The 19,517-nt window shown below is 73.5% G+C and carries 19 protein-coding genes; 11 read left to right on the top strand and 8 right to left on the bottom strand.

The window, feature by feature from the left end; translation table 11 throughout:
- Nucleotides 1–2: 2 nt before the first annotated feature.
- Together BUB75_RS41395 and paaZ are read right to left on the bottom strand one after the other, a co-directional pair.
- Entirely contained in the window at nt 3–776 is a 774-nt protein-coding gene (locus tag BUB75_RS41395; protein ID WP_073265951.1) for an enoyl-CoA hydratase/isomerase family protein, read from the bottom strand.
- Nucleotides 773–2,806: a phenylacetic acid degradation bifunctional protein PaaZ gene (paaZ, locus tag BUB75_RS41390; RefSeq protein WP_073265883.1), complete on the bottom strand. Its 2,034-nt coding sequence runs from the start codon at nt 2,804–2,806 to the stop codon at nt 773–775. The genes BUB75_RS41395 and paaZ overlap by 4 nt, the downstream gene beginning before the upstream one ends.
- Nucleotides 2,807–2,907: 101 nt before the next feature.
- Between paaZ and paaA the strand changes: the two genes are divergently transcribed.
- The 6 genes from paaA to paaI are packed head-to-tail and all read left to right on the top strand — an operon-like array spanning nt 2,908 to nt 7,156.
- Nucleotides 2,908–3,969, top strand: coding sequence for a 1,2-phenylacetyl-CoA epoxidase subunit PaaA (gene paaA / locus BUB75_RS41385; RefSeq protein WP_084742420.1), 1,062 nt, complete (start codon nt 2,908–2,910; stop codon nt 3,967–3,969).
- On the top strand, nt 3,966–4,259 hold the full coding sequence (gene paaB / locus BUB75_RS41380; protein ID WP_073265881.1) for a 1,2-phenylacetyl-CoA epoxidase subunit PaaB: 294 nt from the start codon (nt 3,966–3,968) through the stop codon (nt 4,257–4,259). Before paaA ends, paaB begins: the two co-directional genes overlap by 4 nt.
- A gap of 11 nt (nt 4,260–4,270) precedes the next feature.
- On the top strand, nt 4,271–5,137 hold the full coding sequence (paaC, locus tag BUB75_RS41375) for a 1,2-phenylacetyl-CoA epoxidase subunit PaaC (protein ID WP_073265879.1): 867 nt from the start codon (nt 4,271–4,273) through the stop codon (nt 5,135–5,137).
- Between the two features lie 2 nt (nt 5,138–5,139).
- Nucleotides 5,140–5,637, top strand: coding sequence for a 1,2-phenylacetyl-CoA epoxidase subunit PaaD (gene paaD / locus BUB75_RS41370; protein WP_218618090.1), 498 nt, complete (start codon nt 5,140–5,142; stop codon nt 5,635–5,637).
- A gap of 3 nt (nt 5,638–5,640) precedes the next feature.
- Entirely contained in the window at nt 5,641–6,720 is a 1,080-nt protein-coding gene (gene paaE / locus BUB75_RS41365) for a 1,2-phenylacetyl-CoA epoxidase subunit PaaE (RefSeq protein WP_073265875.1), read from the top strand.
- Entirely contained in the window at nt 6,713–7,156 is a 444-nt protein-coding gene (paaI, locus tag BUB75_RS41360; protein WP_073265873.1) for a hydroxyphenylacetyl-CoA thioesterase PaaI, read from the top strand. The genes paaE and paaI overlap by 8 nt, the downstream gene beginning before the upstream one ends.
- Here the strand turns inward: paaI and BUB75_RS41355 are convergent, their stop codons facing one another.
- Entirely contained in the window at nt 7,157–7,768 is a 612-nt protein-coding gene (locus BUB75_RS41355; protein WP_073265871.1) for a TetR/AcrR family transcriptional regulator, read from the bottom strand.
- A 136-nt stretch (nt 7,769–7,904) separates the two neighbouring features.
- Here BUB75_RS41355 and BUB75_RS41350 point away from each other — a divergent pair, with 136 nt between their 5' ends.
- On the top strand, nt 7,905–9,026 hold the full coding sequence (locus BUB75_RS41350; RefSeq protein ID WP_073265869.1) for an NDMA-dependent alcohol dehydrogenase: 1,122 nt from the start codon (nt 7,905–7,907) through the stop codon (nt 9,024–9,026).
- A gap of 66 nt (nt 9,027–9,092) precedes the next feature.
- Here BUB75_RS41350 and BUB75_RS41345 read toward each other — a convergent pair whose 3' ends face one another.
- From BUB75_RS41345 to BUB75_RS41335, 3 genes are read right to left on the bottom strand one after another with little or no spacing between them, the layout of a single operon-like run.
- Nucleotides 9,093–10,721 carry a dihydrolipoamide acetyltransferase family protein gene (locus BUB75_RS41345; protein ID WP_218618089.1) on the bottom strand — a complete coding sequence of 543 codons (1,629 nt, stop codon included), beginning with the start codon at nt 10,719–10,721 and terminating at the stop codon, nt 9,093–9,095.
- On the bottom strand, nt 10,718–11,701 hold the full coding sequence (locus tag BUB75_RS41340) for an alpha-ketoacid dehydrogenase subunit beta (RefSeq protein ID WP_073265865.1): 984 nt from the start codon (nt 11,699–11,701) through the stop codon (nt 10,718–10,720). Before BUB75_RS41340 ends, BUB75_RS41345 begins: the two co-directional genes overlap by 4 nt.
- Nucleotides 11,701–12,780, bottom strand: coding sequence for a thiamine pyrophosphate-dependent dehydrogenase E1 component subunit alpha (locus BUB75_RS41335; RefSeq protein ID WP_073265863.1), 1,080 nt, complete (start codon nt 12,778–12,780; stop codon nt 11,701–11,703). The genes BUB75_RS41340 and BUB75_RS41335 overlap by 1 nt, the downstream gene beginning before the upstream one ends.
- Before the next feature lie 131 nt (nt 12,781–12,911).
- Here BUB75_RS41335 and BUB75_RS41330 point away from each other — a divergent pair, with 131 nt between their 5' ends.
- Nucleotides 12,912–13,358: an Lrp/AsnC family transcriptional regulator gene (locus tag BUB75_RS41330; protein ID WP_073265861.1), complete on the top strand. Its 447-nt coding sequence runs from the start codon at nt 12,912–12,914 to the stop codon at nt 13,356–13,358.
- Nucleotides 13,355–14,134 (top strand): class I SAM-dependent methyltransferase, encoded by a 780-nt coding sequence (locus BUB75_RS41325; protein WP_073265859.1) that lies wholly within the window; start codon nt 13,355–13,357, stop codon nt 14,132–14,134. The genes BUB75_RS41330 and BUB75_RS41325 overlap by 4 nt, the downstream gene beginning before the upstream one ends.
- A gap of 63 nt (nt 14,135–14,197) precedes the next feature.
- On the opposite strand, the gene BUB75_RS41320 is transcribed toward BUB75_RS41325, so the two are convergent.
- On the bottom strand, nt 14,198–15,676 hold the full coding sequence (locus BUB75_RS41320) for a hypothetical protein (RefSeq protein WP_073265857.1): 1,479 nt from the start codon (nt 15,674–15,676) through the stop codon (nt 14,198–14,200).
- Between the two features lie 143 nt (nt 15,677–15,819).
- Between BUB75_RS41320 and BUB75_RS41315 the strand changes: the two genes are divergently transcribed.
- A complete protein-coding gene (locus BUB75_RS41315; protein ID WP_218618088.1) occupies nt 15,820–17,073 on the top strand; it encodes a DUF418 domain-containing protein in 1,254 nt (417 codons plus the stop codon).
- Nucleotides 17,037–17,279: a hypothetical protein gene (locus tag BUB75_RS41310; protein ID WP_073265853.1), complete on the top strand. Its 243-nt coding sequence runs from the start codon at nt 17,037–17,039 to the stop codon at nt 17,277–17,279. The genes BUB75_RS41315 and BUB75_RS41310 overlap by 37 nt, the downstream gene beginning before the upstream one ends.
- Here BUB75_RS41310 and BUB75_RS41305 read toward each other — a convergent pair.
- Nucleotides 17,276–19,429 carry an alpha-galactosidase gene (locus tag BUB75_RS41305; RefSeq protein ID WP_073265851.1) on the bottom strand — a complete coding sequence of 718 codons (2,154 nt, stop codon included), beginning with the start codon at nt 19,427–19,429 and terminating at the stop codon, nt 17,276–17,278. The genes BUB75_RS41310 and BUB75_RS41305 overlap by 4 nt on opposite strands.
- Between the last annotated feature and the right edge of the window lie 88 nt (nt 19,430–19,517).

Below are 19,517 nucleotides of genomic sequence, written 5' to 3'. Positions count from 1 at the left end.
GCTCAGCGGCCGCTGAACGTGGGCTTCTGCTTGGACAGGAACGCCTCGACGGCCCCGGCGTGGTCGGCGGTGAGGCCGAGGGCGGCCTGTTCCCGGGACTCGGCGGCCAGGGCGGCGTCGAGCGCACCGGCGAACAGGCGCTTGGTCGCCGCGTAGGCGGCGGTCGGGCCCCCGGCGAGCTCGGCGACCAGCGCCCTTCCGGCCGCGTCGACGTCGGCCCTGGCCACGACCGTGCCCGACACGCCCCAGGTCAGCGCGTCCGCGGGGGTGAACGACGTGCCGCGCAGCACCAGCTCCCGTGCCCGCGACACCCCGACTGCTGCGGCCAGCGTCGCCGAGAGTCCGGAGTCGCAGGTCAGCCCGATCGCGGTGAACGCGGTTGCGAGCACCGCGTCCTCGGCGAACACCCGCAGGTCACAGGCGAGCGCCAGGGCCAGCCCCGCCCCCACGCAGGTCCCGTTGACCGCGGCGACGACCGGTTTGTCCATCGTGGCCAGCAGCCGGACGATCGGCGCGTAGTCGCGCTCGACGGTGTCGAACGCGTGCGCCGGGTCGGCGCGCAGGGCCTCGGCGTGCTCGGCGAGGTCCTGGCCGACGCAGAACGCGTCGCCGGCGCCGGTGAGCAGCACCGCCCGGACGCCCTCGTCGGCCGCGGCCTGCGCCAGCGTGGTGTGCAGCTGCGCCTTCGCGGCGGCGTCCAGCGCGTTGCGTCGGCGTGGGCGGTTCAGCGTGACGACGACGGCAGCACCCACCCGCTCGGCCAGGACTTCGCTCACGGCCACTCCTTCGCGACCAGCGTCAGGACGTCGTAGGTCGCCACCGGTTTGTCGTCCTGGTTGGTGACGAGCGCGTCCCAGCGGACCTCGCCGTAGTCGGCGGTGTTGCGCGGGGTGATCTGCGTGACGGTGAGCGTCACCGCGATGCTGTCGCCCGCTTTCACCGGCGTCAGGAAGCGCAGGTTGTCGACGCCGAAGTTGGCCAGGACCGGGCCCGGCGACGGTTCGACGAACAACCCGGCGGCCAGCGACACGACCAGGTAGCCGTGGGCGACGATGCCGCCGAACAGCGGGTTGCGCGCCGCGGCTTCGGCGTCGGTGTGCGCGTAGAACGTGTCGCCGGTGAACTCGGCGAAGTGCTCGATGTCGCCGAGGCTGATCGTCCGCCGCGCAGACCGGATCGCGTCGCCGATCCGCAGGTCGGCGAGGCTCTTCCGGAACGGGTGGACGTCACTCTCGCGCCGCGCGGCGCCGGTGGTCCAGCGTCCGGTGATCGCGGTGAGCAGGTCCGGGGACGCCTGGACCGCGGTGCGTTGCAGGTGGCCGAGGACCGCGCGGATGCCGCCCAGTTCCTCGCCGCCGCCGGCGCGCCCGGGGCCACCGTGGACGAGCGTCGGCAGCGGTGAGCCGTGCCCGGTGGACTCCGCGGCGTCGTCCCGGTCGAGGACCAGCACCCGGCCGTGCCAGGGCGCGAGCCCGAGCACGACCGACCGGGCGACGTCCGGATCGTGGGTGACCACCGACGCGACGAGGCTGCCCCGGCCGCGGGCGGCCAGCGTGACCGCCTCGTCCACGTCCGCGTACGCCAGCACGGTGCTGACCGGCCCGAACGGTTCGATGTCGTGCGGCTCGGGGGCGCCGGAAGCCGCGCGCAACACCAGCGGGGTGACGAACGCGCCGCGCTCGGGGTCCCCGTCGAGAACCGTCCCGCCGTCCGGGTCACCGAACACCACGTCGGCGCCCGCCCGCAGCGCCTCGACGGCCTTCCGTACCTCGTCGCGCTGGCCGAGGCTCGCCAGCGGGCCCATCCGGACGTCGGGGTTGCGCGGGTCGCCGACCGTGATCCTCGACAGCCGCGCGCCGAGCGCCTCGATCACCGCGTCCCGCAGACCCGAGGGAACCAGCACCCGGCGGATCGCCGTGCACTTCTGCCCGGCCTTGACGGTCATCTCGGTGACGACGCCCTTGACGAACAGGTCGAACTCCGGGTCGTCCGGCCGGACGTCCGGGCCGAGGATCGAGCAGTTCAGCGAGTCGGCCTCGACGCCGAGTCGCACGCCGCCGTCGACGACGTTCGGGTGACGCCGCAGGATGCCCGCGGTGTGCGCGGAGCCGGTGAACGCGATCGAGTCCTGCACGGTCAGCTCGTCCAGGAGGTTCCCCGCGCTGCCGGAGATCAGCTGCAGCGCCCCGGCGGGCAGCAGCCCGGACCCGAGGATGTGCCGGACGGTCAGCTCGGTGAGGTACGCGGTCTGGCTGGCGGGTTTGACGATCGTGGGCAGCCCGGCGAGGAACGCCGGGGCGAGCTTCTCCAGCATTCCCCAGACCGGGAAGTTGAACGCGTTGATCTGGACGGCGACGCCCGGCCGCGAGGTGTAGACGTGCCGGCCGACGAACGTCCCGCCCTTGCCGAGCTGTTCGACGCCGCCGTCCAGGACGATCGTGTCGTTGGGCAGTTCGCGGGTGCCGCGGCTGGCGTAGCTGAACAGCGTCCCGATGCCGCCGTCGACGTCCACCGCGGTGTCCCTGGCGGTGGCGCCTGTGTGCGCCGATAGTGTCGTGAGCTCGTCTTTCACGCCGGTCAGGTGCTTGGCGACGGCCTTGAGCAGCGCCGCCCGCTGGTGGAACGTCAACGCGCGGATCGCGGGGCCGCCCACGTCGCGCGCGTGGCGCACCATCGCCGCGACGTCCAGGCCGCGGCTGGAGATGCGGGCGACCTCCTCACCGGTGGCCGCGTCGAGCAGCGGTTCGCCCTCGTCCTCGGCGCGGATCCAACGTCCGGCTGCGTAACTCTCGAGCAACGTGGCCACGGTGCCTCCTCGATCGCCGGTTGCGCAGGGTGGCAGGCGCGTGCCACGGTATTACAGACCGATCGTTAAGTAAATGCTCCCGCAGCCTTCTCGGAGGAGCCATGACGACGACCGTCGAGGAGCTCCAACACACCTTCGACGCGGTGATCGCGCACCACGACCGGATCGAACCGCGCGACTGGATGCCCGACGCCTACCGCAAGACGCTGGTGCGGCAGATCGCCCAGCACGCGCACTCCGAGATCATCGGCATGCAGCCGGAGGGCAACTGGATCGGCCGGGCGCCGTCGCTGCGGCGCAAAGCGATCCTGCTCGCGAAGGTGCAGGACGAGGCCGGGCACGGCCTGTACCTCTACGCGGCGTGCGAGACGCTCGGAGTGTCCCGCGAGGAGCTGGTCGAGGCGCTCCTGACCGGCAAGCAGAAGTACTCGTCGATCTTCAACTACCCGACGCTGTCCTACGCGGACGTCGGGACGATCGGCTGGCTGGTCGACGGCGCCGCGATCTGCAACCAGGTCCCGCTGTGCCGCACCTCGTACGGGCCGTACGGGCGGGCGATGATCCGGATCTGCAAGGAGGAGTCGTTCCACCAGCGGCAGGGTTACGAGCTGCTGATGACGATGGTGCGCGGCACCGACGCGCAGCGGGCGATGGTGCAGGAGTCCGTCGACCGGTTCTGGTGGCCGTCGCTGATGATGTTCGGGCCGCCGGACGCCGACTCCCCGAACACCGAGCGGTCGATGGCCTGGGGCATCAAGCGCAACACCAACGACGAGCTGCGGCAGAAGTTCGTCGACATGACCGTGCCGCAGGCCGACGCGCTCGGCGTCACGCTGCCCGACCCGGGACTGGGCTGGAACGCCGACCGCGGGCACTACGACTTCGGGCAGCCGGACTGGGACGAGTTCGCCGCGGTGGTTCGCGGCAACGGCCCGTGCAACGCCCAGCGGCTGGCCCACCGCCGCGCCGCCCACGACGAGGGCGAGTGGGTCCGCGAGGCCGCGACCGCGTTCGCGGCGCGCCCGGCCACTGCCACAGCCGGGCCGGAGGCCGCCGCCGGGCCGGGGGCAGCCACAGCCGGGCCGGGGGCAGCCACAGCCGGGCCGGGGGCAGCCACAGCCGGGCCGGGGGCAGCCACAGCCGGGCCGGGGGCGGGGCGATGAGCACGGACCGCCGGGACTGGCCGCTCTACGAGGTGTTCGTCCGCGGCAAGCGCGGCCTCAACCACGTCCACGTCGGCTCGCTGCACGCGCCCGACGACACGATGGCCCTGCGCCATGCCCGGGACGTCTACACCCGCCGCAACGAGGGCGTGAGCCTGTGGGTGGTCCGCGCCGACGCGATCACCGCGTCCAGCCCGGACGAGAGGGACCCGCTGTTCGCCCCGAACGGCGACAAGGTCTACCGCCACCCCACGTTCTACGAGATCCCGGCGGACGTGCCGCACATGTGAGGAGGGATCCGATGGACAACGCGTACGACGGGCTGCTCGACGAGGGCGACTCCTCCCAGTGGGCGTTCGGCACCTCGTTCGAGGACCCGCTCGCCGGCGTGGACACGTCGGTCCCGGACGGTGTGGACGCGGGTGAGCTGGCCACGTACTGCCTGGCGCTCGGCGACGACGCGCTGGTGCTCTCCCACCGGCTCGCCGAGTGGTGCAGCCGCGCGCCGGAGCTCGAGGAGGACATCGCGCTGGCGAACACCGCGCTCGACCTGCTCGGCCAGGCCCGGCTGCTGCTGGCTCGGGCCGCGGCGGCGGATCCCGCCCTGGTCCCGGCGCTGCCCGACGGTTCGCCGGTCCCGGCCGAGGACGCGCTCGCGTTCTTCCGCGACGCCGGGCAGTTTCGCAACGTGCGGCTCGCCGAGGTGCCCAACGGCGACTTCGCACACGTCGTCGTCCGCATTCTGCTGTTCTCCACCGCGCGCCTCGCGCTGTTCGACCGGCTGCGCAGCAGCCCTGACCAGGTGCTGGCGGCGGTGGCCGCGAAGGGCGTGAAGGAGCTGACCTACCACCGCGACTGGTCGGCGCGCTGGTTCCGCACGCTCGCGCTGGGCACCGCGGAGTCCCGGCGGCGGCTGGTCACCGCGCTCGACGCGCTCTGGCCGCTCTACCCCGAGCTGCTCACCGGACACCCCAGCGACCTCGACGCCGAGGTCGACGCGGTCCTGGATCACGTCTTCACGGTGAGCGAGGTCGAGCGTCCGCAGCGGCCCGCGCTGGCCGGAGTCGGGGGCCGCGCCGGCCGCGACGGCCTGCACACCGAGGCGCTGAGCCGGATGCTCGCCGAGATGCAGGTGGTCGCGCGCGCCCACCCGATGGGGCGGTGGTGAGGGTGTCCGACCGCGACCGGGCCGCCGCGATCGCGGCGGAGGTGCGGGACCCGGAGATGCCGATGCTCACGCTCGCGGACCTCGGGGTGCTGCGCGCGGTCGAGCTCGACGGTGACACGGTGATCGCGTCGATCACCCCGACGTACTCCGGCTGCCCCGCGATGGCGACGATGCGCGACGACCTGGTCCACCGGCTGACATACGCCGGGTTTCCGCGCGTCGAGGTGCGGGTCGCGCTGGATCCGGCCTGGTCCAGCGACTGGATCTCCGAACGCGGACGCGCGGCGCTGCGTGACGCCGGCCTGTCACCGCCCGGCCCGGCCCGCACGCCCGGCGGCCCGATCCCGCTGACGCTCGGCCCGACCCGCGCCGCCCCGGCGTGCCCGCGCTGCGGCGCCCGGCAGACCCGGCTGATCTCGGAGTTCGGCGCCACCGCCTGTAAGGCCCTCTACCGCTGCACGGCCTGCCAGGAGCCGTTCGAACACGTCAAGGAGCTGTGAGCGATGACCGCGCCCGCGACCCTTCCGGCCCGGTCGGCGGTGTTCCACACGCTGACGGTCGCCGCGGTCGAACACCTCTGCGACGACGCGGCCGCGGTGACGTTCGCGGTCCCCGACGAGCTCCGCGCGGCCTACGCGTTCCGCGCCGGGCAGTCGCTCACGCTGCGCCGGATCCTCGACGGACGGGAGGAGCGCCGCTCGTACTCGATCTGCGCCCCGGTCGGTGCGGCGCCGCGGATCGGTGTCCGCGAGATCCCGGGCGGGCTGATCTCGTCCTGGCTGGTCCACGACGTCCGGCCCGGCACGACGATCGACGTGCAGACGCCGTCCGGCGCGTGGGACGCCGACCCGGCGCTCGGTGAGCGTCACCTGTGCATCGCCGCCGGATCCGGCATCACGCCGCTGCTCTCGATCGCCGCCACCGTCCTCACCCACCCCGGCGCGCACGTGTCGCTGCTCTACGGCAACCGCACCAGCCGCTCGGTGATGTTCGCCGACGAGCTCGGCGACCTGAAGAACCGCTACGGGCCCCGCCTGCAGGTCGCCCACGTGCTCTCCCGCGAGCCCCGCGACGTCGAGCTGTTCTCCGGGCGCCTGGACCGCGACCGGCTCCGGCGGTTGCTGACCGACGTGGTGCCGACCGAGACGTTCGACCACGTCTGGCTATGCGGACCGCACCCGATGATCGAGGACGCCCGCGCGGTGCTCACCGAGTGCGGTGTGCCGCCGCACAGCGTCCACGTGGAGCTTTTCTATGTGGATGAGCCACCGCCCCAGCCGCGGCGGACCACCGCCGCACCAGGAGTGACCACCGCACTCACGACCGTGCTGGACGGGCGGCGCGCGACCGCGCCGGTGCCCCGCGACACCACGATCCTCGACGGCGCCCAGGCCACCCGCGGTGATCTGCCGTTCGCGTGCAAGGGCGGGGTCTGCGGGACGTGTCGCGCGCTGGTGCGGGACGGAGCGGCCGACATGCGGCGCAACTACGCGCTGGAGCCGGCCGAGGTCGCCGCCGGTTTTGTGCTGACCTGCCAGTCGTTCCCGGTCGGTGACGCGCTGACCGTGGATTACGATGCCTGACGCCGAGGATGTCGCGCGGCGCAGCGCGAAGCTGATGCTCGCCGGGGACGACGCGAGCCGCGCGCTCGGGATCACGCTGGAGGCGGTCGGGCCGGGCACCGCCGAGGTCTCGATGACGGTGCGGCCGGACATGACGAACGGCTGGGACCTCTGCCACGGTGGGCTGATCGCGACGCTCGCCGACACCGCGTTCGCGGTCGCGTGCAACTCGCACGGCGAGGTCACGGTGGCCGCCGGGTTCGACGTGACGTTCCTGGAGTCCGGCCGGGCCGGGGATCGGTTGCTGGCACGCGCCGTGGAACGGGCCAGCCGCGGGCGGTCCGGGCTCTACGACGTCACGGTGTTCCGGCTGTTTCCGGACGGGACGCCCGGGGACGTCCTCGCCGAGTTCCGCGGCCGGAGCCGGTCGCTCGGGCGGCCCATCCCGGGGTTGTAGTCAGGCCTGCCCGCGGGCCAGGCCGTCGAAAGCGATCGCGACCAGCGCGTCCGCGACCGACGCGGCGTCGTACGTCCCCTCCGGCCGGTACCACTCGACCAGCGAGTTCACCATGCCGAACAGCAACCTGCTGACGAGATCCGGCGGCACGTCGTCCCGCAGCGCACCGTCGGCGACCGCGTCGCGGACCAGCTCGGCCAGGCGGTCGTCGAGCCAGCGGCGGCGTTCCAGCGCGCCCTGCTCCACAGCGGTGTTGCCGCGGATCCGCAGCAGCAGCGTGACCGAGGGCTGGTGGGCGACGAGCACCTCCACCGAGCGGTGGATGACGTCACGCAACCGGGCGTAGGCGGTGCCGCTGCCCGCCGACGCGTTCGACACCACCGTGGTCAGCTCGTCGAGCGCGTCGTCCAGCGCGAGCCGGAGCAGGTCTTCCTTGCTGTCGAAGTGGTGGTAGATCGCGGGTTTGGTGACGCCGAGCTCCTTCGCGAGGTCGCCGATGCTCGTTGCGTCGTAGCCCTTGCGGTTGAACAGGTCCACGGCCGCACGCAGGACCGCGGCCTGGTCGTTGCCGGGCCGGCCACGTCCACGGCGGGGCGGCGAGGTCGCTGTCACCGGGGAAGCCTCTCACGCTGTTGCCGGTGGACCACGGCGGTGGCGCACCGGTTCCGTGCGCCGACGGTCAAGTCCGGGCTGCGTCCCGGCCGCAAACTCGGGGCTCAGCCGACTTGCACGACCGGGGAGGATACCCATGCCCATCACGACGCGCGTCGCCCTTGTCCGTAGCGCCCCCGGTACGTACGAGACCGCCGAGGTCGAGCTGGACGACCCCCGGCAGGGCGAGGTCACGGTCAAGCTCGCGGCGTCCGGGCTGTGCCACTCCGACGACCACGTCGCCACCGGGGACGTGCCGGTCGGCGTGTACCCGTTCGTCGGTGGCCACGAGGGCTCCGGCGTGATCACCGCGGTCGGGCCGGACACCCCCGGTTACGCGGTCGGCGACCACGTCGTGTTCTCGTTCCTGCCCGCCTGCGGTCAGTGCGAGTTCTGCGCCCGCGGGCTGTCGAACCTGTGCAACCTCGGTGCGTCACTGCTCACCGGTGCTCGCGCGGACGACCCGACCAGCTATCGGATGCACCTGGACGGGCAGCCGGTCGGCCAGCAGTGCGGCATCTCGACGTTCAGCGAGTACACGACCGCGTCGGTGGACTCGGTGGTCACGATCGACCGGGACATCCCGCTGAAGTCCGCGGCGCTGGTCGGCTGCGGGGTGCCGACCGGGTGGGGTTCGGCGGTGCGGTCGGCGAACGTGCGGCCCGGGGACGTCGTGATCGTGATGGGCATCGGCGGCATCGGCGCGAACGCGCTACAGGGTGCCCGGTTCGCCGGGGCGCGCGCGGTGATCGCCGTCGACCCGGCGCCGTTCAAGCAGAAGGTCGCCGCGGAGTTCGGCGCGTCCCACGCGTTCACGACGATCGAGGAGGCGGCGGACTACGCGCGGTCGATCACCGACGGTCAGGGCGCCGACGCCACGATCGTGACGATCGGCGTCGTCAACGGGGACCACGTCGGGGAGGCGCTGGCGTCGATCCGGAAGGCGGGCACGGTCGTGCTCACCGGGCTCGGCGACATCACCGCGGTCGGCGCGCCGATCGCGCTCGGCGACCTGACGCTGCTGCAGAAGCGGCTGCAGGGGTCGCTGTTCGGGGAGTCCAACCCGCGGTTCGACATCCCGAACCTGCTGCGCCTCTACCAGACCGGCGACCTGAAGCTCGACGAGCTGATCACCCGCGAGTACACCCTCGACGAGGTCGCGCAGGCCTATGAGGACATGCACGCGGGCAAAAACATCCGCGGCGTCGTGGTGTTCTGAGCTTCTCTTCCCGCGCTGACGCGAAACCGGCTCCTAAGCTCGGCTTAGGGGCCGGTTTCGCGTGAATCAGAGGTGAGCGATCGCGGCGGCGGGGTTCTCGATCGCGTCGGCGATCCGGCGGAGGAAGCGGGCGGCGGTCTCGCCGTCGCAGACCCGGTGGTCGAAGACGAGCGACAGCTGGGCGACCTTGCGCACGGTGACCGCGCCGCCGACGACCCAGGGCCGGTCGATGATCCGTCCGATGCCGAGCATCGCCACCTGCGGTGGGACGAGAATCGCGGCGCTGCCGTCGACGTCGAACACGCCGTAGTTGTTCAGCGTGAACGTGCCCGCCGGGGTGGCGGCGCCGGCCCGGGCGGCGTCGACGACGCGGCGGATCTCGGCGTCGAGCGCGGACGTGGTGAGCGTCCCGGCGTCGGCGATCGCGGGCACCACCAGGCCACGGTCGCCCTGGACGGCGAGGCCGAGGTCGATCCGGTCGAGGTGGACGATCTCCTGCCGGTCGGCGTCGAAGCGGCTGTTGAACACCGGGAACTCGTGCAGCGCGGCCACCGTGAAGCGAGCCAGGTACGCCAGCAGGCCGGGGCCGGCCGGGGTGGCTTCGCGGGCGGCGACCAGCGGGGTGGCGTCCACGTCGACCCAGATCGTCGCCTCGGGGATCTCGCGGCGGCTGCGGGTGAAGGTCGCCGCCGCGGCCTTCCGGAACGGCGACAGCGCCGTGCGCTCCTCACCCGGGCCCGCGGCCACGGCCCGCGAGGCCGCGCCGGTCAAGCCGGCCGCCGCGGCCCGCGAGCCCGCTTCGGGCACGCCCGCGGCCGGCAGACCCGCGGTAGGCAGGCCCGCCGCAGGCAGACCCGCCGCAGGCAGACCCGCCGCAGGCAGACCCGCCGCAGGCAGACCCGCGGCGGGCCGCGTCTCGGTGGGCGGTGCGGGTGCGGCCAGTCGCGCCTCGGCCGCGGCGCGTTCGACGTCTCGGCGGAGGATCAAGCCCGCGTGGCCGGTGCCGCGCACGGTCCGCACGTCGACGCCCCACTCCCGCGCGAGCCGCCGCACCAGCGGCGACACCACCCGAGGCCGCTCCGCCGCCGCCGTCCCGCCGGCCATGGCCGAAGCTGCGGCGGGAGCCGCCGCGGCCGAGGCCGCTGGGGCGGCCGAGGCGGCCGAGGCCGCTGGGGCGGCCGAGGCCGCTGGGGCGGCTGAGGCCGCTGGGGCGGCTGAGGCCGCTGGGGCGGCTGAGGCCGCTGTGGCGGCTGAGGCCGCTGTGGCGGCTGAGGCCGCTGTGGCGGGTGAGGCCGCTGGGGCGGCTGAGGCCGCTGGGATGGCGGCCGGGGCGCCGCCTGCGCCGCGGGGGCGGCGGGATCGGGGGCGGTGGTGCCGCCGGGGGCCGGACGTCGCGCCGGTGCCGTACCCCACGAGCACGCTGCCGGACCCCTCCCCCTCCTCGCCCGACGAACGAGCCACCGACAGCAGCGGCTCCCCCACCCGCACGGTCCGCGCCACCGCCGCGTGCAGCACGGTCACGGTCCCGGCGTACGGCGTCGGCACCTCCACCACGGCCTTCGCGGTCTCCACCTCCACCACCGGCTGGTCGACCCGCACCCGGTCCCCCTCGGCGACCAGCCAGCGCACGATCTCCGCCTCGGTCAGCCCCTCACCGAGGTCGGGCAGCCGGAACTCGGACACCGTCGAACTCACAGCTCGTCCTCCCACTGCAGGTCGTCGACGACATCGAGGATCCGGTCGGCGCTCGGCAGGTGGAACGCCTCGTACGCCGGGGGCGGGTACGGGATGTCCAGTCCGGTCACCCGGCGCACCGGCGCGGCCAGTGCCGAGAAACACCGCTCGGACACCCGGACCGCGATCTCCGACGCGACGCTCGCGAACCCCGGCGCCTCGGCGACCACCACCGCGCGGCCGGTCCGCTCCACCGATGCGCAGACGGTGAGATCGTCGAACGGCACCAGCGTCCGCACGTCGACGACCTCGATGCTGCGCCCCTCGGTGGCGGCGACCTCGGCGGCGTCCAGCGCCACCGGCACCGACGGCCCGTACGCGACGAGCGTGACGTCGGTCCCGGACCGCCGCACGACCGCGCGCCCCGGCGGTGGTGCCGAGACCGACGGATCGAGCTCCTCTTTCGTCCAATAGAGCTTTTTGGGTTCGAGGAACACGACCGGGTCGGACCCGGCGATCGCCGATCGCAGCAGGCCGTAGGCGTCGGCCGCGGTCGCGGGCGTGAACACGTGCAGGCCCGGCGTGTGCGCGTAGTACGCCTCGGACGAGTCGCAGTGGTGCTCGACCGCGCCGATCCCGCCGCCGTACGGGACCCGGATGACGATCGGCAGCGTCACCGCGCCCGCCGTCCGGTTCCGCATCTTCGCGACGTGGCTGACGATCTGCTCGAACGCGGGGTACGCGAACGCGTCGAACTGCATCTCGACGACCGGCCGGAAGCCGTTCATCGCCATGCCGACCGCCATGCCGACGATGCCGGACTCGGCCAGCGGCGTGTCGAAACACCGCTCGGGCCCGAACGTGGCGCTCAGGCCGTCGGTGACCCGGAAGACGCCGCCGAGCGGACCGACGTCCTCGCCGAAGACGACCACCGTGTCGTCCTCGGTCATCGCGTCGCGCAGTGCCCGGTTGATCGCGCCGGCCATCGTGCTCTTCTCCATCAGACCTCCACCTCCCGGCTGACCTCGTCGAGCACCAGCGCGGACTGTTCGGCCAGCTGCGGGGTCGGCGCGGCGTAGACGTGGGCGAACAGGCGCGCGGGGTCCGGTGCGGACGCCTCCGACGACGCGGTGCGCAGCGCGGTCGCGACGCGCTCGGCCTCGGTGTCGAAGCGGACCTGGGCCTCGTCGTCCAGCAGCCCCGCCGCGCGCAGGTAGGTCGCCAGCCGGGTGAGCGGATCCCGCGCGGCCCAGGTCTCGACCTCGGCGGCCGATCGGTAGCGGCCGGGGTCGTCCGCGTTCGTGTGCGGCGCCACCCGGTACGTGTGCGCTTCGACGAGTTGCGGCCCGTTGCCGTCCCGGGCCCGGCGCACCGCCGCACCCAGCACCGTCAGCAGCGCCGCGACGTCGTTGCCGTCGACGCGCTCGGACGGGATCCCGTAGCCGACGCCCTTGTGGGCCAGCGACGGCGCGGCCGACTGCCGGTCCAGCGGCACCGAGATCGCGTACTGGTTGTTCTGCACGAAGAACACGACCGGGGCGCCGAACACCGCGGCGAAGTTCAGCGCCTCGGCGAAGTCACCCTCGCTGGTCGCGCCGTCGCCGCAGAGCGCGAGGACGACGGTCGGCTCCCCCCGCAGCCGCGCGGCGTGGCCGACGCCGACCGCGTGCACCAGCTGGGTGGCCAGCGGCGTCGTCTGCGGGGCGACGCGGTGCCGGTGGGGGTCGTAGCCGCTGTGCCAGTCGCCGCGGAACAGCGTCAGCGTCGCCATCGGATCGACGCCGCGGACGACCATCGCGACCGCGTCCCGGTAGGTGGGGAACAGCCAGTCGTCGGGGCCGAGCACCTGCGCGGCCACGACCTGGCAGGCCTCCTGCCCGTGCGAGGACGGATAGACGGCCAGGCGGCCCTGGCGGGCCAGCGCGTGGGCCTGCTCGTTGAACCGGCGTCCGAGGACGAGCCCGGCGTAGGCACGGAGGAGATCGGCGGCCGGGGGCAGCCCTCCGGTCGCGTGTCCCCGCGGGTCGATCAGCGCAACCGGCTCCGCCGACGGCAACAAGTGAGCAGGATCACGTGTCATGAATAGATGCTCCTCCTCGCACCAATCGCTGGGGTGGACGCGGAGCAGGACGAGAAAATGGCACTCGCGGACGCCGCTCCGGAGGCCATTCGTCCAACCGGGGCAACGATCCGAGGAGGCCTGCGAGACACATGGCAGCAACCGACCTGGACGACATCGACCAGCGGATCGTCGCGGCACTGCGCGCGGACGGCCGGCTGTCGATGCGGACGCTCGCCGAACGCGTCCACATCTCCCGCGCGAACGCCTACGCCCGGGTGGAGCGGCTGCAGGAGACCGGCGTGATCCGCGGCTTCCACGCGGACATCGACCCGGTCGCGGTCGGGCTCGGCACGACCGCCTATGTCACGCTGAACCTGAGCCAGCACGAGTGGCGGACGCTGCGCCGCCGGCTCCAGGCCTTGCCCGGCGTCATTCACATCGGCCTGGTCGGCGGTGAGTTCGACGTGGTGCTGCTGGTGCGGACCCGCGACAACGCCGAGCTGCGGCGGCTGGTGCTGGATGAGATCCAATCCATCGAGGGCGTCCTGAGCACCCGGACGTGGCTGGTGTTCGAGGAGGTGGAACCGACGCCATGACAGCATCGGACAGCTGGCGGGTCGGCGCGGCCTACGAGGCCTACATCGGCCGGTGGAGCCGCCCGGTCGCGGAGGCGTTCCTCGGCCTGCTCGGGCACGGACCGGGGTGGCGCTGGCTCGACGTCGGCTGCGGTACCGGAGCGCTGACGTCTCGGGTCGTCGGGCAGGACCCGGTCGCGGTGGTCGGCGTTGATCCGTCGCTCGGGTTCGTGGGGGCGGCCCGGGCCTCGGTCCCCGCGGCCCGCTTCGCGGTCGGTGACGCGTGTGCCCTTCCGGTCGCTGCGAACGCGGTGGACGCCGTGGTCAGCGGCCTCGCGCTGAACTTCGTCCCGGATCCGGGGCGCGCGCTGGTGGAGTTCGTCCGGGTGACCGTGCCCGGCGGCACGGTCGGGGCGTACGTCTGGGACTACGCCGGCCGCATGGCGATGCTGCGGACGTTCTGGGACGCCGCGGTCGCGCTCGACCCGGGCGCCGCCGCCCGGGACGAGGGCGTCCGGTTTCCGCTCTGCCGCCCCGGTCCGCTGGAGTCGGCGTGGACGGACGCGGGGCTGACCGGCGTGACGGTGACCTCGATCGACGTCCCCATGGTCTTCGAGTCGTTCGAGGCGTTCTGGACACCGTTCCTCGGCGGGCAGGGCCCGGCGCCCGGATACGTTCAAACGCTCTCCGCGGAGCGCCGCCAGGCGCTCCGCGAGAAGCTCCGGGAACACCTCGGCGACAGCGCGTTCACGCTCAACGGCGGCGCCTGGGCCGTCCAGGGACGGGTACCCGGCTAGCGTCGCCACAGAACGCTGTTTCAGGTGCCCCGGAACAGCAGTGTGTGACCCGGGCGCGGCGGGTCAGCGCCGACGGGTGACGAGGGTCTTCGGGCCGCCGATCACGGCCGCGACCGACAGCGCGCTGCGGGGTTCGAACGGCTGCCGCCACAACCCGCCGTGGGCGGCGTCGCAGAACACGCTCTCCGGGTGCGCGTCCGCGGACGCGAGCGGCCGCACCGTGTCGGCGACCAGCTTGGCCGCGGTGAGCGCGCGTGCGGTCTCCGGGCGGAAGATCTCCACGCCGAACGCCGACGCCCCGGCGTACGCGGCGGCGAGGACGCGGTTCTTGGTGACCGACCGGGTCCAGGACGCGGGCGCCACCGTGCTCGAGACCCGATGCCCGGCGTGGTGCCGCAGCACCGCGCGCCACCGCTGGAGGCGCTTGGCCAGCGCGTAGTTCGGGCCCTGCACGTCGACCAGCGTGTCCGAGAGCCCCCACGTCCGGCCGGTGTCGTCGACGTAGGTCTCCTCGTACGCGGGCCGGAACAGGCGGCGCCCGGTGGTGAGCGCCGCGAGGCGGTGCACCGGCCCGTTCCAGCGGGTGGACCCCGCCCGCTCCCGGGCCTCGGCCACCGCGTCGGCCGGGACCAGGAAGCTGTCGGTCGGCGTGTGGAGGTAGGCGAGTACCGCGTCCTGGCGGGCCGTCGTCAGCGTGTGCGCCAGGACGTCGGCGGCCAGGTTGATCTCGACGTGCGTCGCCCCGTCGGCGTAGGCGTGGCTGCCGAGGACGGGAACCGCGGTCCCGCCCCAGCGGGCGGTGAGCCAGCCCGACAGTTCGGCGAGCCGCGATCCGACGTCGATGCCCGGTTCGCCGCTCGTGGCGTCGACCGGGATCGTGAGCGTTCCGGCCGACGCCAGCCCGCGGATGCGGTCCCAGACCCGGGCGCCGGGGACGTCGACCGCGACCACCCGCGCACCCCACCGCAGCAGGCATTCCAGCGGCCCCATCTCGGCACCCGCACCGAGCAGGACGACCTCGTGGTCAGGCAGCGAGAGTAACTCCGGCGACTCGACGACCAGCTGCACCGCGTCGGCGAACCCCGGCTCGACGATGCCGCGCCGCACCCACTCCTGGAGCTGCCGCTCGAGCGCGACGCCGTGCAGGACCTCCCCGCGGTAGGGCACCTCCAGGCGGGTCAGCGCCGTGTCGGTGCCGTCGATCCGCTCGGTGCCCGGCGCCGGGGCTCCCGAATTCGCGCGGACCCAGCTCGACACCGGCGTCTCGACACCGTCCGCGGCGCGGAACACCATCCGGTCCCAGGCCGACTGCAGCCCGTGCTCGGCGATCGACACCGAGTCCTTGGCCAACGCGCTCACCCGGGTGGAGGCCGCGAACACGCCCACGTAGCGGTGACGCCAGTCGGTGGCTTCGCGTGCCTGCGACGCGAGGCTGCCGTCGACGCGGACGAGCGAGTCGGCGAGGATGTCCGCTCCCGTGCGCGACGAGCTCCGCCGTCCGTCGATCTTCGGGAACCGGACTCCGTAGCGCTCGTCGGCCATCGAACCTCCTTCGTCGAATGCTAAAAGTCAGTGTCGTTGTCATCATGTCCGGACGCACGGCCGGGGTCACGATCGACTTCGGTCGATCCCGCACCGACCGACGGCCGCCGCGCGCGGGGACCCCGGTCCGCTGCACTGAGGCGGTGACCGGACCTCTCCCGACCGCGGACCGCGCCCTCGGCCCGGACCTCGCCCGCGGCGCCATGCTGCTGTTCATCGCGCTGGCCAACTCGCACTACTTCGTGGACGCCCCCGCGGTGCTCGGCGGCTACCCACGCGACGTCGCGGGCCTCGACGCCGCCGTCGCCTGGGTGATCTCGACGTTCGTCGACGGCCGGGCGTTCCCGCTGTTCGGGCTGCTCTTCGGCTACGGGGTGGCGCGGATCGCGGCCCGCCAGGAACGACGCGGCCCGCGGGGCGTCCGCCGGCTGCTGTGGCGGCGCGCCGCCGCGCTCATCATCATCGGGTTCCTGCACGCGGTGCTGCTCTACGTCGGTGACATCCTCGCGGCGTACGGCGTCCTGCTGCTGCTCGGCGCGTGGATGGTGCGGTGGCCCGACCGGCGCCTGCTGATCTTCGCCGCGGTGTTCTTCACGATCACCGCGCTGCCCAGCGGGGACTCGCTGACGATCGACGCCGAACCGCCCGGCGACCCGATGCTGCCGCCGGACCTGCTCACGATGCTCACCGCACGGCCCCCGATCTCGGCGTTCATCGCGCTGCTCGGCCCGATCGGTTTCGCGTGCCCGTTCGCGCTCGGGCTGTGGGCGGGGCGCCGGCGGATCCTGGAGGAGCCGGAGCGGCACCGGACGCTGCTGCGCGTCACCGCGTGCGTCGGCCTCGGGGTCGCGGTGCTCGGTGCCCAGCCGATCGCGCTGATCCACGCCGGCGTGGTGCCGGTACCGGACCGGTCGACGCTGGAGTTGCTGGGCCCGCTGCACGACGCGTCCGGCGTGCCGGGCGGCTGCGGCTACGCCGCGCTGCTCTGCCTGCTCGCGCTGCGCCTGCGTGCCCGGCCGGGGCACCGGCCGGTGGTGGACGCGATCGCGGCCACCGGCCAGCGGTCGATGACGTGTTACCTGGCGCAGTCGGTGGTGTGGGCGGTCACGTTCACGCCGTTCCTGCTCGACCTGTCCGGCACGCTGAGCATCGCCGGAACCGCGCTGCTGGCGACGACGACCTGGCTGGCTACCGTGCTCCTCGCCGACGCGCTGCGCCGCACCGGCCGCCGCGGACCGTTCGAGACGCTGCTCCGCCGGGTCACGTACGGACCGGTCCGGAATCCGACTCCAGGGCAGCCGCCCTTGCCCGGCGCCGCCACCATGAACGCGGTGACAGCGCCGGACAGGAGTGGAGAACGATGCGCGGGGCAGCCAAAACCGCCGGAATCTGGGTAGCGATCATCGTCGTCCTGGAGGGACTGACCGCCTACTTCGGGCACCGGATGACGCTCTGGGGCGCGGCGACCGTCGCCACGATCATCCTCGTCGTCTACGCACTGCTGGAGTTCGACTTCCAGTTCCTGCAGCCATGGCTGTGGCACACGGTCGGCGGCCTGCTCGGCGTCGCGATGCTCGTCGGCGTTGTGGCTGCTGTCCTCTAGACGGCCCGCACCTCCAGCACCATCGCCTGCTGCGGCGCGAGCGTCGGCATCGGCAGCCCGACCGCCCCCAGCACCGATCCGGAGATCGTCAGCGGCGCGGTCGTCCACGCCGGCGCCACCCGGGCGGTGAACTCCGGCTCGCCGAGTTCGGACACCACCCGCACCGAGTACGTCCGGTCCTCGGCGAGGCCGGGCAGCGGCACCCGCCCGGCCTGCGTCGTCGCCGACGTGCCGGTCCGGGTCCAGACGAAGACCGCCTGGTCACGCTCGGGCGACACCACGCCGGCCAGCGTCGTCTGCGGGTCGGCGAGGTCGCCGTGGACCACGGTCCCGGACGCGATCAGCGGCCGGATGCTCTTGTGGTAGCCGATCCAGGACCGCAGGATCGCCAGCTCCTCCGGGCTGCGCTCGTTGAGGTTCCACTCGACGCCGACGTGGCCGATCAGCGCGGTCGCCAGCCGGAACGGCAGGTCGGTGACGCGCGCGGTGGTGTGCGAGCGCGGCGCGCCGACGTGCGCGCCGACCAGCTCCGGCGGGAGCAGCTGCATCGTCCAGCGGTCGATCATCACGCGCTCGACCGGGTCGATGCAGTCCGACGCCCAGACCCGGTCGGTGCGCTCGAGGATCCCCAGGTCGACCCGGGCGCCACCGGACGAGCAGGACTCGATCTCCAGGCCGGGGTGCCGGTCCCGCAGCCGGTCGAACAGTGCGTAGACCGCGTGGGTCTGCGCGGAGACGCCGGGACGGCCGTCGACCCGGGAGACCGCCTCGTGCAGCTCCCGGTTGTGGTCCCACTTCAGGTACGCGATGTCGTACTCGGAGACCAGCGCGCTGATCGACGTCAGCAGGTACTCGAACGCCTCCGGGTGGGCGACGTTGACCACGTACTGGTTCCGGGACGCGGGGCCGACGCCCGGCGCCGGGGCCAGCAGCCACTCCGGGTGCGTGCGGGCGAGCTCGGAGTCGAGGTTGACCATCTCCGGCTCGACCCACAGGCCGAACTCCAGGCCGCGCGCCCGCACGTGGTCGGCGAGCGGACCCAGGCCCTCCGTCCACACGGTCCGGTCGACGCTCCAGTCGCCGAGGCCCGCGGTGTCGTCCCGGCGGCCGAGGAACCAGCCGTCGTCGAGCACGAACCTCTCGACGCCGATCTCCGCCGCGCGGTCGACGAGCTGCAGCAGCGGCTCGAGCCGGTGGTCGAAGTACACCGCTTCCCAGGTGTTGACGATGACCGGCCGCGGTCGCGCCGGGTGCCCGGAGCGGGCCCGGAGGTGCTGGTGGAACCGGTCGGCGATCCCGTCGGTGCCGCGGTCGGACCAGGCGAAGTAGGCGGTCGGCGTCCGGTACTCCTGGCCCGGGAGCAGCCGGACCTCACCGGCGCGCAGCAGCTCGCCGCCGCCGAGCACGGAGCGGTGCGTGCCCGCGGGCTCCGGCAGCCGCTCGACCAGCCAGGACGTGTCGCCGCTCCAGGCCACGTGCAGGCCCCAGACCTCGCCGGTCCGGCTTCCGAACGCGGGGGTCCCCACCATCGCCAGGTGCGGGGAGTCCGGTCCCGGCTTGCCGCGCCGGACGTCACGCCGGTGGGCGCCGTCGACCACCGGCAACCGCTGGGGCTGCCGTTCGCGCGCCCACCGCCCGGTGAAGTCGAGGATCTCGGTGGCCCTGGCGGGCAACGGCAGCACCGCGAGGACGCCTGCGACGTCGAACGGCTGCTCCGGGTCGGCGTCCCCTGCCGGACGTCGCACCGTGTGGGAGACCTGCACCAGGCCCTCCGGGCTCAGCGCCACGACCAGGTCGATCTCCAGGCCGGTCACCGGGTCGACGAGGTCGGCCGCCACCGTGCGGCCGGTCACCCGGACCGCCGCGCGCAGCTCCGGCCGCGGCGTCGTCCGCGTGCCCGCGAGGTGCCCGGCGAAGCCGGGCGTACCCGACCACATGTCGTGCTCGGTCGGGAGCAGCGTCAGCCGCCGCGGGTCGTCGGGCTGGTTGTGCGGCACCTCGAGGACGTCGGTGGCGCGCAGGGCGTCGAGGTCGGCAGTGTCCAATTCGCCCAGATCGGCACCCCAGTGCAGCACCGACGGCACGGGGCCGGTCACGTCCAGTACGAGCGAGACGCCTGCGGCACGGAGATGCACGGGGGTCGGTGACATCGAAACTCTGTCCTCTCGAGGATCAGCCGGAGGTCAATCCGACTCCGAGCCCTAAACGGGCACGTACCGTACCCCACCTCGGCGGGAC

Source organism: Cryptosporangium aurantiacum (genome assembly GCF_900143005.1).
Classification (GTDB): Bacteria; Actinomycetota; Actinomycetes; order Mycobacteriales; family Cryptosporangiaceae; genus Cryptosporangium; species Cryptosporangium aurantiacum.
This window is presented reverse-complemented; position numbering and strand designations above follow the sequence as displayed.